Annotated in this window: 10 protein-coding genes; 4 read left to right on the top strand and 6 right to left on the bottom strand. The window is 61.1% G+C overall.

Annotated features, from left to right (window positions below):
• Positions 1–7: 7 nt before the first annotated feature.
• Positions 8–859 (top strand): LysR family transcriptional regulator, encoded by an 852-nt coding sequence (locus HX812_RS14305; RefSeq protein WP_038845844.1) that lies wholly within the window; start codon positions 8–10, stop codon positions 857–859.
• Here the strand turns inward: HX812_RS14305 and poxB are convergent.
• Positions 856–2,580, bottom strand: coding sequence for a ubiquinone-dependent pyruvate dehydrogenase (gene poxB / locus HX812_RS14300; protein WP_038845845.1), 1,725 nt, complete (start codon positions 2,578–2,580; stop codon positions 856–858). The two genes, HX812_RS14305 and poxB, sit on opposite strands and share 4 nt — an antisense overlap.
• A gap of 77 nt (positions 2,581–2,657) precedes the next feature.
• A complete protein-coding gene (locus HX812_RS14295; protein WP_038845846.1) occupies positions 2,658–3,890 on the bottom strand; it encodes an NADH:flavin oxidoreductase/NADH oxidase family protein in 1,233 nt (410 codons plus the stop codon).
• Positions 3,891–3,961: 71 nt separating this feature from the next.
• On the opposite strand from HX812_RS14295, the gene HX812_RS14290 reads away from it, so the two are divergent.
• Complete coding sequence (locus HX812_RS14290; protein ID WP_038845847.1) at positions 3,962–4,366, top strand: MerR family transcriptional regulator; 405 nt, start codon at positions 3,962–3,964, stop codon at positions 4,364–4,366.
• A gap of 41 nt (positions 4,367–4,407) precedes the next feature.
• Here HX812_RS14290 and HX812_RS14285 read toward each other — a convergent pair whose 3' ends face one another.
• Together HX812_RS14285 and HX812_RS14280 are read right to left on the bottom strand one after the other, a co-directional pair.
• The gene (locus HX812_RS14285) at positions 4,408–4,902 is read right to left on the bottom strand and encodes a DUF934 domain-containing protein (RefSeq protein WP_033902261.1); all 495 of its coding nucleotides are present in this window, start codon (positions 4,900–4,902) and stop codon (positions 4,408–4,410) included.
• Positions 4,886–6,544: a nitrite/sulfite reductase gene (locus HX812_RS14280; protein ID WP_033902260.1), complete on the bottom strand. Its 1,659-nt coding sequence runs from the start codon at positions 6,542–6,544 to the stop codon at positions 4,886–4,888. The genes HX812_RS14285 and HX812_RS14280 overlap by 17 nt, the downstream gene beginning before the upstream one ends.
• A 411-nt stretch (positions 6,545–6,955) precedes the next feature.
• Here HX812_RS14280 and HX812_RS14275 point away from each other — a divergent pair, with 411 nt between their 5' ends.
• Positions 6,956–8,017, top strand: a complete 1,062-nt coding sequence (locus HX812_RS14275) for an ABC transporter substrate-binding protein (RefSeq protein WP_038845848.1) — start codon at positions 6,956–6,958, stop codon at positions 8,015–8,017.
• On the opposite strand, the gene HX812_RS14270 is transcribed toward HX812_RS14275, so the two are convergent.
• Positions 8,014–8,232: a DUF2970 domain-containing protein gene (locus HX812_RS14270; RefSeq protein ID WP_033902258.1), complete on the bottom strand. Its 219-nt coding sequence runs from the start codon at positions 8,230–8,232 to the stop codon at positions 8,014–8,016. The two genes, HX812_RS14275 and HX812_RS14270, sit on opposite strands and share 4 nt — an antisense overlap.
• Positions 8,233–8,284: 52 nt before the next feature.
• A complete protein-coding gene (gene metH / locus HX812_RS14265) occupies positions 8,285–11,995 on the bottom strand; it encodes a methionine synthase (protein ID WP_038845849.1) in 3,711 nt (1,236 codons plus the stop codon).
• 166 nt (positions 11,996–12,161) lie between these two features.
• Here metH and HX812_RS14260 point away from each other — a divergent pair, with 166 nt between their 5' ends.
• Positions 12,162–14,453, top strand: a complete 2,292-nt coding sequence (locus HX812_RS14260) for a fatty acid cis/trans isomerase (protein ID WP_038845850.1) — start codon at positions 12,162–12,164, stop codon at positions 14,451–14,453.
• The last annotated feature ends 99 nt before the right edge of the window (positions 14,454–14,552 follow it).

The following is a 14,552-nucleotide window of genomic DNA, read 5'->3' as shown; positions in this document are numbered from 1 at the left end:
TCAGAATATGTTCGATATCGTCCTGCTAAAAACCTTTGTCGCCGTGGTGGATGAAGAAGGCTTCAGCCGCGCCGCTGCCCGTTTGCACCTCACACAATCGGCGGTCAGCGGGCATCTGCGTCGTTTGGAGGAGCAGGTGGGCAAGCCCTTGCTCACCCGCACCACGCGCTCTCAGCAACTGACGCCGGACGGCGAACGCCTCATGGCGTACGCACGGGGCATCCTGGCGCTGAATCGCAATGCTTGGGCCGAGCTGACGCGCTCGGCATTTGAAGGAAGCTTGCGCGTTGGAGTGTCGGAAGAGTTTGCGGATGCGCGTCTGTTGCGCGAGTTGCAGGAGGTTGCCGCGCAATATCCCGGCCTGCAAATCACTGTGCAGGTGGGCATTCCCGGTTCGTTGCTGGCATTGATGAAGCAGGGCGAGCTGGATGTTGTGGTCGGTTCATTGTGCGAGTCCAGCGAGCCTGGCCTGGCGCTGTGGCAGGAGCCGTTGGTATGGGCCTGGTCTGCGCAACCGCTGACGACACTGCCGACGCCCTTGCCCTTGGCGCTGTTTCCCGAGCCTTGCCCTTATCGCGAAGCGGCGCTTTCACGCTTGGCCCAGGTGGGCATCGTCCAACGTACCGCTATGCTTTGCTCCAGCTATGCGGCGCTGCATGCCGCTGCGCTGGCAGGATTCGCCATCGCGCCGATCGCGCGCAGCCAACTGGTGCCAGGTTTGACGATACTCGGCGCGGAGCACGGTTTGCCCGAATTGCCCGATGCCGAGTTCCGTCTGTTCAGCGCGCCGGAGGCGGACCCACGCATGGTCGAGGTGATCACCGAAGTAGTGGTCCGCTACGGTGCTTCCTTGCGCTAGCGCAACCAGTTGGTCCGCGCCAGTTCGATCACCTCATCGCCACGGCCACTCATCACCGCCTTGAGCATATACAGGCTGAACCCCTTGGCCTGTTCCAGCTTGATGGTCGGCGGCATCACCAACTCCTGGGTCGCGGTGACCACGTCCACCAGCACCGGGCCGTCATGGGCGAGGGCACGGCGCAGGGCCGGTTCCAGGTCTTCGGATTGCTCCACGCGAATGCCGAGAATGCCCATGGCGTTGGACATGGCGGCGAAGTCCGGGTTTTTCAGCTCGGTACCGGCATCCAGATAGCCCGCAGCCTTCATTTCCATGGCTACGAACCCCAAGGAAGAGTTATCGAAAACGATGACTTTCACCGGCAGCTTCAGCTGCGCCAACGAGATGAAATCCCCCATCAGCATGGCGAAACCACCGTCACCCGACATCGAGATCACCTGCCGATCCGGAAAGGCTGCTTGCGCACCTATCGCCTGGGGCATGGCATTGGCCATGGAGCCGTGGTTGAACGAACCGATCAGGCGGCGCTTGCCATTCATCTTCAAATAGCGCGCAGCCCACACGGTGGGCGATCCGACATCGGCGGTAAAGATTGCATCGTCATCCGCCAACTCACTGAGCAAACGTGCGACGTATTGCGGGTGAATCGGTCGATTGGCTTTTGAGGGTTGAGCGAGGTCGTCCAGTCCTTGGCGGGCTTTCTCGTAATGCTTCAGGGACGTTTCGAGAAAGCTGCGATCGGTCTTGCGCGTCAGGCGCGGCAGCAGGGCGCCGATGGTTTCGCTGACATCCGCGGCAATGCCCAGGTCCAGTGTGGCGCGGCGGCCGAGGGCCTGCGGGTTACGGTCGAGCTGAATGATCTTGGCGTCGGTTGGGTAGAACTGGCGGTAGGGGAAGTCGGTGCCGAGCATGATCAAGGTGTCGCAGTCGAGCATGGCATGGTAGCCAGAGCTGAAGCCGATCAGGCCGGTCATGCCCACGTCGAACGGGTTGTCCCATTCCACGTGTTCTTTACCGCGCAGGGCGTGTACCACAGGGGCGCCGAGGGCGTCGGCCAGGGCCACCACCTGGTCATGGGCGCCGGCACAGCCGCTGCCACACAGCAGGGTGGTTTTCTGGCTGCTTTCCAGGATCTCGGTGAGGCGTTGCAGGTCCTGCTCCGCCGGCAGCGTGCGTGGCGCATGCAAGGCGGGCCACGGCTTGAGCTTGTCTTCGACTTCCAGCAGCGACACATCGCCCGGAATCACCACCACCGCCACGCCGCGATTGAGGATCGCCGACCGCATGGCGCGGTGCAGCACGTGAGGCATCTGTTCGGGGTTGGTGACCAGCTCGATAAAGTGGCTGCACTCCTTGAACAGTTCCTGCGGATGGGTTTCCTGGAAGTAGTTCAGGCCGATCTCCGACGACGGAATCTGCGCGGCAATCGCCAGCACCGGCACATGATTGCGATGGCAGTCGAACAGGCCATTGATCAAATGCAGGTTGCCCGGCCCGCAGCTGCCGGCGCACACGGTCAGTTCTCCGGTGGCCGCCGCTTCGGCGCCGGCCGCGAACGCAGCCACTTCCTCGTGACGCACATGCATCCACTCGATACTGTCCATGGTACGCAGGGCGTCGGTGAGGCCATTGAGGCTATCGCCGGTCAGGCCCCAGATGCGCTTGATCCCCGCCTGTTCAAGGGTGGTCGCCAATTGCTGGGCCAGGTTGATTTTCGCCATGAAGAACTCCAATCGTCAGTGAGGTTAAAAACTGCTGATCAATAGGGGACAGTTCGATCACGGCGGATGTTCATCCTTTAATGTGAAGATTGCGTCATGGCTGCGCGGTACTGCCGGGTGCGTCGCGCCAGAAACCATTGGTCCCGCACCAGCGCCATGCACGGCGCGACGTTGGCCTTGGGCAAATGGCCGCGGCTGAGGCGGCGCATCTGGTAGCGCACCACGGCAAGGATGGCGAGGGAGGCCAGCGGTTTGCGTTTCCAGTCGATGGGCTTGAGCTGCGGGTTGGGGTCGCGACCTTCGCGCCAGTGCTGGATCAGCTGCGGTTCCAGCGTCAGGGCGGTAGCGATCCCGGCCATGGCGACGCCGCTGTCCAGCACCTGTTGCACGATGGGCAGGCGACGTATGCCGCCGGTGACCATTACCGGCATCTTGGCAATGGTCGCCAGTTGGCTGGCGAACTCCAGGAAGTACGCCTCCCGCGCCAGGGTGCGGCCGTCACGCGCTTCGCCTTGCATGGCCGGTGCTTCGTAACTGCCGCCGGATAATTCCAGCAGGTCGATGGGCAGCGGGTTGAGCATTTCGACCACGGCGCGTGCATCGGCTTCTGCAAAACCGCCCCGTTGGAAGTCGGCGGAGTTGAGTTTGACGGCGACACAAAACGACGGGCTGACGCTGGCGCGCACCGCACGGATCACTTCCAGCAACAGCCGCGCGCGGTTTTCCAGGGAACCGCCCCAGCGGTCGGTGCGCTGGTTGCTCAGAGGCGATAGGAACTGGCTGAGCAAGTAGCCATGGGCGCCGTGGATCTGCACGCCGGTAAACCCGGCTTTTTCAGCCAGGCGTGCGCTGGTGGCAAAGCGCTGGATCACATCCTGGATATCGTCCTCGGTCATGGCCTTGGGCGTGGCAAACATCTTCGAGAAAGCCCCCAGGTCGAGCGCTACGGCGGACGGCGCAATGGCTTGCTGGCGCAGGTTGGCCGGGGTCTGGCGGCCTGGATGGCTGAGTTGTACCCAGAAGTGCACGCCGTTGCCGCGCGCCACGTCGGCCCACTCGCGAAAGCTCGCCAGGTGCTGCTCGTCTTCGAGAGCCACGCCACCGGGGCCGGTCATGGCGCGGCGGTCGACCATCACGTTGCCGGTGATCAACAAGCCAGGCTCGCCCTGTGCCCAAGCCTTGTACAACTGCTTCAGTTCAGGGGACGGTGCCTGATTGCCGTCGGCCATGTTTTCTTCCATCGCGGCCTTGGCGATGCGGTTGGAAAGGACTTGGCCATTGGGCAGTTGCAGGGCTTCAAAGGGTGACATGGGTTGACTCCTGAGCGGGGGAGGCCTCAGGCTAAGCTTAAAGTTAACTTTAATGTCAAGCAGGTGCAGCGATGAATATTGGTGAGCTGGCAAAGCAGAGTGGGCTGGCGGCGTCGCGGATCCGCTTTTATGAAGCCGAGGGGCTGATCAGCCAGGTGGGGCGCCAAGCCAATGGTTATCGGCGCTACTCGGCGGAAGCGTTGCAGACGTTGCAGCTGATTCAGAGCGCGCAACAGGCAGGTTTTACCTTGCAGGAACTCAAGGCGCTGATGCCGGCGCCGGGTGAGCACAAGCGTGAAGAGCTGATCGAAGCGCTGGAGCGCAAGGTCGCGCAGATCGAAGCGATGCAAGCGCAACTGGCTCATAGCAAGGCGCAATTGCTGGGGGTGATCGAAGCGGTGCGCGCGCAGCCCGAAGGTGTGCCGTGCAGCATGGGGCAAAAGCAGGTGCTGGCGTCGATCAAACTCAATGCATAAAAAAAGCCCTGGCATGCCAGGGCTTTTTCATGCGCCAAGACTCAGCGACGACGGAACAGCGGCAGCGGTTCGTCCGTGGCGGCCTGGTACGTTACCGAGAAGTCCTTGAGGCTTTCCAGCGCTTCGTACGGGTCTTTGTCGGCGCGCAGGGCGAAGGCATCGAACCCGCAGCGGCGCAGGTAGAACAGCTGGTCGCGCAGCACATCGCCAATCGCGCGCAACTCGCCTTTGTAACCATAACGGTCACGCAGCAGGCGCGCGTTGGAGTAGTTGCGGCCGTCGGTGAAAGCCGGGAAGTTAAGGGCGATGACCTGGAAGTGCTCCACGTCGTCACCGATTTCTTCGGCTTCTTCCTCCGCATCCAGCCATACGCCCAGGCCGCCGTCGCGGGCCTTGAGGGCGTGCGCGTGTTCGCGCCACAGGGCCAACGGCACGATCAGGTCGTCGCAGTTGGAAATGCCGTCGAAGCTCGCGTCCTTGGGCAGCAGGTGCCAGGTTTCGTCGAGGACTTCGTTGTTCTTAATGATTCGCTGCATAGACGCGCTCCTTGAACAGGTCGATGCCGATGCGCTGGTAGGTGTCGATGAAACGCTCATCTTCGGTGCGCTGTTCGATGTACACATCGATCAGTTTGCCGATCACCTCGGGCATGGCTTCCTGGGCGAAGGATGGGCCGAGGATCTTGCCCAGGCTCGCATCGCGGCTGGCGCTGCCACCCAGGGACACTTGGTAGAATTCTTCGCCTTTCTTGTCCACGCCCAGGATGCCGATGTGGCCGACATGGTGGTGACCACAGGCGTTCATGCAACCGGAGATGTTCAGGTCCAGCTCGCCGATGTCGAACAGGTAGTCCAGGTCGTCGAAACGGCGCTGGATCGATTCGGCAATCGGGATCGACTTGGCGTTGGCCAGGGAGCAGAAATCGCCGCCTGGGCAGCAGATGATGTCGGTCAGCAGGCCGATGTTCGGCGTGGCGAAACCGCCTTCGCGCAGCTCGCCCCACAGGGTGAACAGTTGGCTCTGTTCAACGTCCGCGAGGATGATGTTCTGCTCGTGGGAGGTGCGCAGTTGACCGAAGCTGTAGCGCTCGGCCAGGTCGGCGACGGCGTCCAGCTGCTTGTCGGTGATATCGCCCGGTGCAACACCGGTCGGTTTCAGCGACAGGGTCACCGCGACATAACCTGGTTTCTTGTGCGCCAGGGTGTTGCGGCCACGCCAGCGGGCGAAGCCTGGGTGTTCTTGGTCCAGCGCTGCGAACTCGGCGTCCTGATTGCTCAGGGCCTTGTATTCAGGGTCGACGAAGTGCTTGGCGACGCGGTGCACTTCGGCTTCGGTCAGGGTGGTCTGGCCGCCGCGCAGGTGTTCCATCTCGGCGTCGACTTTCTGGGCGAACACCTCAGGGGTCAGCGCCTTGACCAGGATCTTGATCCGGGCCTTGTACTTGTTGTCACGACGGCCGTAGCGGTTGTAGACCCGCAGGATCGCATCGAGGTAGCTCAACAGGTCCTGCCACGGCAGGAACTCGTTGATGAAGGCACCGACCACCGGGGTACGGCCCAGGCCGCCACCGACCAATACGCGAAAGCCCAGCTCGCCGGCTGCGTTGTGCACCGGCTCCAGGCCGATATCGTGCACCTCGATGGCCGCACGGTCCGAGGTCGAGCCATTGATGGCGATCTTGAACTTGCGCGGCAGGTAGGCGAATTCGGGGTGGAAGGTGGTCCATTGACGGACGATTTCGCACCAGGGGCGTGGGTCGATCAGCTCGTCGGCGGCAACACCGGCGAATTGATCGGTGGTCACGTTACGCAGGCAGTTACCGCTGGTCTGAATGGCGTGCATCTGCACGGTGGCCAGTTCAGCCAGGATATCCGGCACATCTTCCAGCGCCGGCCAGTTGAACTGTACGTTCTGGCGGGTACTGATGTGGGCATAGCCTTTGTCGAAGTCGCGGGCAATCTTGGCCATCATGCGCGTCTGGCGCGACGTCAGTTGGCCATAGGGCACGGCCACCCGCAGCATCGGCGCAAAGCGCTGAACATAAAGGCCATTTTGCAGGCGCAGAGGGCGGAACTCTTCTTCGCTCAGTTCACCTGCCAGATAGCGTCGGGTCTGATCACGGAACTGCTTGACGCGGTCCTCGATGATGCGCTGATCGTATTCGTCGTATACGTACATATAGGTCCTGTTCTCGGCAAATCTGCGCGCACGGCCGCGCACTCCCAACGGAGCCGGCGCACGATACCAGTTTGCGTTTATGCGCAAAAGTGATGTTTGAGTATATGCAAATAACCAAAATGACTAATGAGAACGGTTATCGCGATACCCACATTTGTCATGCGGGCAATCGTCGACTTTACTGTGAGCGTGTCTGAACGTTATCACCTATAAAACCGACAAGAGGCGATGCGATGAGCAATTCGACAAAAGCTCGTAAACCCGACAGTACCGTTGATGCCTGGGCCATCCTGTTCCTGATCATTCTGGTCGTGGGAACTGCCGTGTTCTGGGTAAGCCACCAGTAAACAGCCTCGATTGACTGTCGCAATGCCACTATCATGGCGGTCAATATTCAAGGCTTGAACATCCATGTCGAAGGTGCTGATTGCGTGTGTGTGGTTGCTGGGATCGGCGTACGGGGCGATGGCCCATGCCACGTCGGTGGTGTTTCTCAACCCTGGCATGTCGACGGAAACCTTCTGGGTCAGCTACGCGCAATTCATGCAGGCCGGTGCCAAGGACCTCGGCCTGCATTTGCGTGTGCGCTATGCCGAGCGTGACGCCCATAACACCCTGAGCCAGGCCCGCGAAGCACTGCAAGGCAACGAGCGGCCGGATTATCTGGTGTTGGTGAACGAGCAGTACGTCGCCCCGCAGATCCTGCGCATGGCCCAGGGCAGTGGGGTGAAGCTGCTGATCGTGAACAACGCGCTGACCGCCGATCAGGTGCAATTGCTCGGCAACAGTGCAGGCTGGATCGCCAGCATGGTTGCCGACGACGGACAGGCCGGCTACCTGATGCTCACCGATCTACTGCGCCAGCACGGTCCGGTCGCAGCCGGTGAGACCATCGACCTATTGGCATTCTCCGGCACCAAGACCACCCCAGCCGCGCAATTGCGCGAACAGGGCTTGCGCCGCGCCCTGGCCGAGCACCCAGAAGTACGCCTGCGCCAGTTGGTCTACGGCGAATGGAGCCGTCAACGTGCGTTCGAGCAAGCCACGCTGCTGTTCAAGCGCTATCCGCAAACCGCGCTGGTGTGGTCGGCCAACGACGAGATGGCGCTGGGTGCCATGCAGGCGTTACAGGACAGCGGGCGCGTGCCGGGCCAGGAGGTGTTGTTCAGCGCAGTGAACAGCTCGCCGCAGATCTTGCAGGCGCGGCTGGAAGGGCGGTTGAGTACGCTGGTCGCCGGGCATTTCACCCTGGGCGGCTGGGCGATGGTGTTGATCAATGATGACGCCAAGGGCGTGGATATCAGCGCTCATGGTGGGCGTGACCGCCAGCAATCGCTGTTCCAGCTGATAGACACGCCCCAGGCACAACGCTTGCTGGGGCCCATGGCGCCCGTTGATTTCCGGGCACTGTCTGCCGTCGGCAAGCCGGGGTCCTACCGTTACCCGTTCAGCCTGCAATTGCTGCTGCGCTAGACACCGGCCAACAGCAGCACCAGCTTGACGATGCCGAATAGCGTCAAGGCAAACACCGCCGTGAACAGAATACCCAGCACTACAAAGTGGCTGGGCTTGCCGTGGGTGAAGTCGCGGGCGCGGTTCTTGCCGCTTTGCACGCCAAACGCGGCCGCCATAACGCTGTGCAGCATTTGCCAGAAGGTAGGGGGCTTGTTGTTGACTGGATCGTCCATACATCCCTCGACACAAGGTGTGTGAGGGACAGCATAGACAATCCCGCCGGGCTTAGTTGTCGTAACCCAGGTTTGGCGCCAGCCAACGCTCGGTCACGCTCAGGTCCTGGCCTTTACGCGCGGTGTAGCTCGCCACCTGGTCCTTGTCGATCTTGCCCACGGCAAAGTACTGCGCCTGTGGATGCGCGAAGTACCAGCCACTGACGGCAGCAGCCGGGAACATCGCGTAGTGCTCGGTGAGGAACACGCCACTGCGGCCCGCTTCCATCTCGCGTGCCTCCGGGTCCAGCAGTTGGAACAAGGTGCCTTTCTCGGTGTGATCCGGGCACGCCGGGTAGCCCGGGGCAGGGCGGATGCCGCTGTACTGCTCCTTGATCAGCGCCTCGTTGTCCAGTTGCTCGTCCTTGGCATAACCCCAGTAGTCTTTACGCACTTGCTGGTGCAGCCATTCGGCGCAGGCTTCGGCCAGGCGGTCGGCCAGGGCCTTGACCATGATCGAGTTGTAGTCGTCGCCCGCGTCCTGGTAGGCCTTGGCGACTTCTTCGGCGCCGATGCCGGCGGTGGTGATGAAACCACCGATGTAGTCGGTCACGCCGCTGTCCTTGGGCGCCACAAAGTCGGCCAGGGAGAAGTTCGGCTTGCCGTCGGTTTTGATGATCTGCTGGCGCAGGTGATGCAGCTTGGCAATCGGCTGGCCGTCGTCACCGTAGACTTCCAGGTCATCGTCCTGCACCTGGTTGGTCGGCCAGAAACCGAACACGGCACGGGCGCTGATGAGTTTTTCGTCGATCAGTTTCTTGAGCATTTCCTGGGCATCGGCGTACAGCGCGGTCGCCGCTTCACCGACAACTTCATCAGTCAGGATGCGTGGGAATTTCCCCGCCAGGTCCCAGGAAATGAAGAACGGCGTCCAGTCGATGTACTCGGCCAGCACCTTGAGGTCGATAGTGTCCAGCACCTTGGCGCCGGTAAAGGTCGGCACTACCGGCGTGTAGGTGCTCCAGTCGAACTGCGGCTTCTTGGCGATGGCGGCCGGGTAGCTCAGGCGTTCGGTGCGGGCGCTGCGGTTTGCGGTGCGCTCGCGCACTTCCACGTATTCTTCGCGGGTCCGCTCCACGAAGCCGGCTTTCAGCTCCTTGGACAGCAGCTGAGTCGCCACGCCGACTGCACGCGAGGCGTCGGTGACATACACCACGGCATCGTTGCTGTACTTGGGCTCGATCTTCACTGCCGTGTGGGCCTTGGAGGTGGTGGCGCCACCGATCATCAGCGGCAAGTGGAAGTCTTGGCGCTGCATCTCACGGGCCACGTGCACCATCTCGTCCAGGGACGGCGTGATCAGGCCGGACAGCCCGATGATGTCGCACTTCTGCTCCTTGGCCACCTGCAGGATCTTCTCCGCCGGCACCATCACGCCCAGGTCGACGATGTCATAGCCGTTGCAACCCAGCACCACGCCGACGATGTTCTTGCCGATGTCGTGCACGTCGCCTTTCACCGTGGCCATCAGGATCTTGCCCTTGGCTTCCGGCTTGTCGCCTTTTTCCAGCTCGATGAACGGAATCAAGTGCGCCACGGCCTGCTTCATCACGCGGGCGGATTTCACCACTTGGGGCAGGAACATTTTGCCCGCGCCAAACAGGTCGCCGACGATGTTCATGCCGGACATCAGCGGACCTTCGATCACTTCGATCGGGCGTGCGAACGACAATCGCGACTCTTCGGTGTCCTCGACAATATGCGTGGTGATGCCCTTGACCAGCGCGTGTTCCAGGCGCTTGTTCACCGGCCAGCCGCGCCATTCTTCGGTCTCGGCTTCCTTGACGCTGCCGTCGCCCTTGTACTTGTCGGCGATGGCGAGGAGGGCGTCGGTGCCTTCCGGCGTGCGGTTGAGCACCACGTCTTCCACGGCGTCACGCAGCTCGGCCGGGATCTGGTCGTAGATCTCCAGCTGGCCGGCGTTGACGATGCCCATGGTCAGGCCGTTGCGGATCGCATACAGCAGGAATACCGAGTGGATCGCCTCGCGCACCGGGTTGTTGCCACGGAACGAGAACGACACGTTGGACACGCCGCCGGAGCTCAGCGCGTACGGCAGTTCGTCACGGATGTAGGCGCAGGCGTTGATGAAATCGACAGCGTAGTTGTTGTGCTCTTCAATCCCGGTGGCGACCGCGAAGATGTTCGGGTCAAAGATGATGTCTTCCGGCGGGAAGCCGACTTCGTTAACCAGAATGTCGTAGGAGCGCTTGCAGATCTCTTTCTTGCGCGCTTCGGTGTCGGCCTGGCCGGCTTCGTCGAACGCCATCACCACCACGGCGGCGCCGTAGCGCTTGCACAGCTTGGCGTGGTGGATGAACTGCTCCACGCCTTCCTTCATGCTGATGGAGTTGACGATACCCTTGCCCTGGATGCATTTGAGGCCAGCCTCGATCACTTCCCACTTGGAGGAGTCGATCATGATCGGCACGCGGGAGATGTCCGGCTCGCCGGCAATCAGATTGAGGAAGGTCACCATGGCCTTCTTCGAATCCAGCATGCCTTCGTCCATGTTGATGTCGATCACCTGGGCGCCGGCTTCCACCTGCTGCAGGGCGACTTCCAGGGCTTCGGTGTAGTTGTCCTCGCGGATCAGGCGGGCGAACTTGGCCGAGCCGGTGATGTTGGTGCGCTCACCGACGTTGACGAACAACGAGCTGCGGTCGATGGTGAAAGGTTCCAGGCCCGACAGGCGGCAAGCCTTCGGGATATCCGGGATCTGGCGCGGCGCGTAACCGGCCACGGCCTTGGCGATGGCCTCGATGTGGCCAGGCGTGGTGCCGCAGCAACCGCCGACAATGTTGAGAAAGCCGCTCTGGGCGAATTCTTCGATGACCTTGGCGGTTTGTGACGGCAACTCGTCGTACTCGCCGAATTCGTTGGGTAGACCGGCGTTCGGGTGCGCAGAAACGTGGGTGTTGGCCTTGTTCGACAACTCTTCCAGGTACGGACGCAACTCGCTGGCACCCAGGGCGCAGTTCAGCCCCACGGAAATCGGCTTGGCGTGGGCCACGGAGTTCCAGAACGCTTCGGTGGTCTGGCCCGACAGGGTACGGCCGGAGGCGTCGGTGATGGTGCCGGAGATCATGATCGGCAGTTCGATGTTCAATGCCTCGAACACGCCCTGCACGGCAAAGATCGCGGCCTTGGCGTTGAGGGTGTCGAAAATGGTCTCGATCAGGATCAGGTCGGCGCCGCCTTCGATCAGGCCTTTGGTGGCTTCGGTGTAGTTCTCCACCAGCTCATCGAAGGTTACGTTGCGGTAGCCGGGGTTGTTCACATCGGGCGACAGCGAGCAGGTGCGGCTGGTCGGGCCGAGCACGCCGGCGACGAAACGCGGCTTGGCCGGGTTTTCTGCGGTCTTGGCGTCGGCGATCTTGCGCGCCAGGCGTGCGCCTTCTACGTTTAGCTCGTAGGCCAGTTCTTCCATGCCGTAGTCGGCCATGGAGATGCGCGTGGCGTTGAAGGTGTTGGTTTCGAGGATGTCGGCACCGGCATCCAAGTAGGCTTTTTCGATGCCTCCAATCACGTCCGGACGGGTGATCACCAGCAGGTCGTTGTTACCCTTGACGTCGCTTGGCCAATCGGCGAAGCGTTTGCCACGGTAGTCATTTTCCTCAAGCTTGTAGCTCTGGATCATCGTGCCCATACCGCCGTCGAGGATCAGGATACGTTCCTTGAGGGCTTGATGAAGGGCTTGCAGACGAACGCTACGATCGGACATGGGACTACTCTGGTCAGGCATTTCGGAGGGCGTGAATCATAGCAAACCTGTGCCGATTTAGAGCACGTGCAGGTTTTGCATGAATATCGTTCATGTTGCTGTCGGGTGTGGCCCGGTAGAATCACCAGCAAATTTTCAGCGTACGTATTGAATCGGGACCGGATACATGTCACTTCGCCTCATCACCAGCGCCGTCCTGGCACTGGTCGCCTGCATTGCACAGGCCGACGGACCCGCCCCGGCGATTTCGTACACCCGCGACATTCAACCTATCTTCACCGAGAAATGCGTGGCCTGCCACGCCTGCTACGACTCTGCCTGTCAACTGAACCTGGGCAGCGGCGAGGGTGCGGCCCGTGGCGCCAGCAAAGTGCCGGTCTACGATGGTGAGCGCAGCCAGGCGACACCGACCACACGGTTGTTCTATGACGCTTTCGGCAAGCAGGCCTGGCAGCAAAAGGGCTTCTATTCGGTGCTGGATGCCCAGGGCAGCCAGGCTGCGCTGATGGCACGCATGCTGGAACTGGGCCATAACGCACCGTTGCAACCCAATTCCAAGCTGCCCGAAGACATCGTACTGGGCCTGAACCGCGAAAACATGTGTGCCATGCCTGGCGAGTTCAATGCCTATGCCGGTGCCCATCCCAAGGAGGGCATGCCGCTGGCGGTTACCGGCCTGACGGACCAGCAATACCAGACTTTGCAGCGTTGGCTCGCGTCCGGCGCACCTATCGATGAACAAGGCCTGGCGCCCAGCGCCAAGGAAGCCTTGCAGGTCCAGCAGTGGGAAAACCTGTTCAACCAGCCGGGCGCCCGGGAAAGCCTGGTGGCGCGGTGGTTGTTCGAACATCTGTTTCTCGCGCACATCTACTTCGAAAATGGCGAACCGGGGCATTTCTTCCAGTGGGTGCGCTCGCGTACGCCAAGCGGTCAGCCAATCGACCTGATCGCCACCCGTCGCCCCAATGATGACCCAGGCACCCGTGTGTACTATCGCCTGTGGCCGGTGCAGGGTGTGATTGTGCATAAAACCCACATCACGTACCCGTTCAGTGCCGAGAAGATGGCACGCATTAAAGAGTTGTTCTACGCCGGCAATTGGCAGGTCAACGCCTTGCCGGGCTATGGTCCGGGCCGGCGCGCTAACCCGTTTGAGACCTTTGAAGCCATTCCGGCCAAGGCGCGTTACCAGTTCATGCTGGATAACGCCGAGTACTTCGTGCGCACCTTTATCCGTGGGCCGGTGTGCCGTGGGCAGATCGCCACGGATGTGATCCGCGACAACTTCTGGACGTTGTTCCAGGACCCGGACCACGACCTGTACATCACCGATGCGCGCTATCGCGGCCAGGCCACGCCGTTGCTGGCCATGCCGGGGCAGAACGATGATGTCGGCAGCGTGCTCAGCCTGTGGTTGGCCTATCGTGACAAGCGCAATGCATACGAGGCGCTGCGCCGCGACAGCTATGCCGATTTGCCGCCGCCAAGCTGGTCGAGCCTGTGGGCCGGTAATGACAATGCCTTGCTGAGCATCTTCCGCCACTTCGACAGCGCCTCGGTCACCAAAGGCCTGATTGGCGAGGTGCCACAAACCATGTGGCTGTTCGACTACCCGCTGCTGGAGCGCACCTATTATCAGTTGGCGGTGAACTTCGATGTGTTCGGCAATGTGTCGCACCAGGCCCAGACCCGGTTGTACTTCGACCTGATCCGCAATGGCGCCGAGCAGAACTTCCTGCGCCTGATGCCGGCCGATTCTCGCGATGACTTTATGGATGATTGGTATCAGAACAGCGGAAAACTCAAGCTGTGGCTGGACTATGAGGCGATTGATGACGATAAGCCTACCGGCCTGCACCTGAGCGAAAACGATCCGAAGCGTGACTTTGCCAACCAGTTGCTGGCGCGTTATGGCGATTTGAATGCGAGCCCGGATCCGATCAACCGTTGCATGGGTGCCTATTGTTCCCGTGATGGTGTCGACCCCGCCATTCAGGATGCGGAGCAGGCGCTGAGCCGCCTGGCGTCACGCCCGGCCGCTGGGCTCAAGGTTATCGATCAATTGCCTGAAGCGACGATGCTGCGGGTTGAGACTGCCAGCGGTAAGCGTGTGGTCTATAGCATGTTGCGCAATCGTGCTCACAGTAATGTGGCGTTTCTGTTGGGTGAGGCTTATCGCTATCAGCCGGGCCTGGATACGGTGACGATTTATCCGGGTGTGTTGAGCAGCTATCCGAACTTTATGTTCAATATTCCGGCCCAGGAAGTGCCGGAGTTTGTGGCTGAAATGGAGCGGGCCAAGGATGCCAAGCGGTTTGAGAAGATTGTGGATCGTTGGGGTGTGCGGCGTAGTCATCCGTTGTTTTGGCAGTATTTCCATGATTTGTCGGCGTATATTCGTGAGACTACGCCGGTGGAGGAGGGGGTGTTGGATATGAATCGGTATGAGAATTTGTGAGGGGGTAGGGGTACATATCCGTTATTTAGGTAACGGCGGCTTATGGTTCCGCTCTTACAGCGGCTCACTTTTGGAAAGGCCCAAAAGTACGCATGGGCC

This window comes from Pseudomonas sp. IPO3749 (assembly GCF_013386605.1).
GTDB classification, from domain to species: Bacteria; Pseudomonadota; Gammaproteobacteria; order Pseudomonadales; family Pseudomonadaceae; genus Aquipseudomonas; species Aquipseudomonas azotoformans_A.
The sequence above is the reverse complement of the archived record's forward strand: the minus strand, read 5'-3'. Positions and strand labels throughout refer to the sequence as shown.

Coding starts and splice junctions, on each gene's coding strand:
- HX812_RS14305 (WP_038845844.1), top strand. CDS start 8: ATGTTCGATATCGTCCTGCTAAAAACCTTTGTCGCCGTGGTGGATGAA.
- poxB (WP_038845845.1), bottom strand. CDS start 2,580: ATGGCGAAAATCAACCTGGCCCAGCAATTGGCGACCACCCTTGAACAG.
- HX812_RS14295 (WP_038845846.1), bottom strand. CDS start 3,890: ATGTCACCCTTTGAAGCCCTGCAACTGCCCAATGGCCAAGTCCTTTCC.
- HX812_RS14290 (WP_038845847.1), top strand. CDS start 3,962: ATGAATATTGGTGAGCTGGCAAAGCAGAGTGGGCTGGCGGCGTCGCGG.
- HX812_RS14285 (WP_033902261.1), bottom strand. CDS start 4,902: ATGCAGCGAATCATTAAGAACAACGAAGTCCTCGACGAAACCTGGCAC.
- HX812_RS14280 (WP_033902260.1), bottom strand. CDS start 6,544: ATGTACGTATACGACGAATACGATCAGCGCATCATCGAGGACCGCGTC.
- HX812_RS14275 (WP_038845848.1), top strand. CDS start 6,956: ATGTCGAAGGTGCTGATTGCGTGTGTGTGGTTGCTGGGATCGGCGTAC.
- HX812_RS14270 (WP_033902258.1), bottom strand. CDS start 8,232: ATGGACGATCCAGTCAACAACAAGCCCCCTACCTTCTGGCAAATGCTG.
- metH (WP_038845849.1), bottom strand. CDS start 11,995: ATGTCCGATCGTAGCGTTCGTCTGCAAGCCCTTCATCAAGCCCTCAAG.
- HX812_RS14260 (WP_038845850.1), top strand. CDS start 12,162: ATGTCACTTCGCCTCATCACCAGCGCCGTCCTGGCACTGGTCGCCTGC.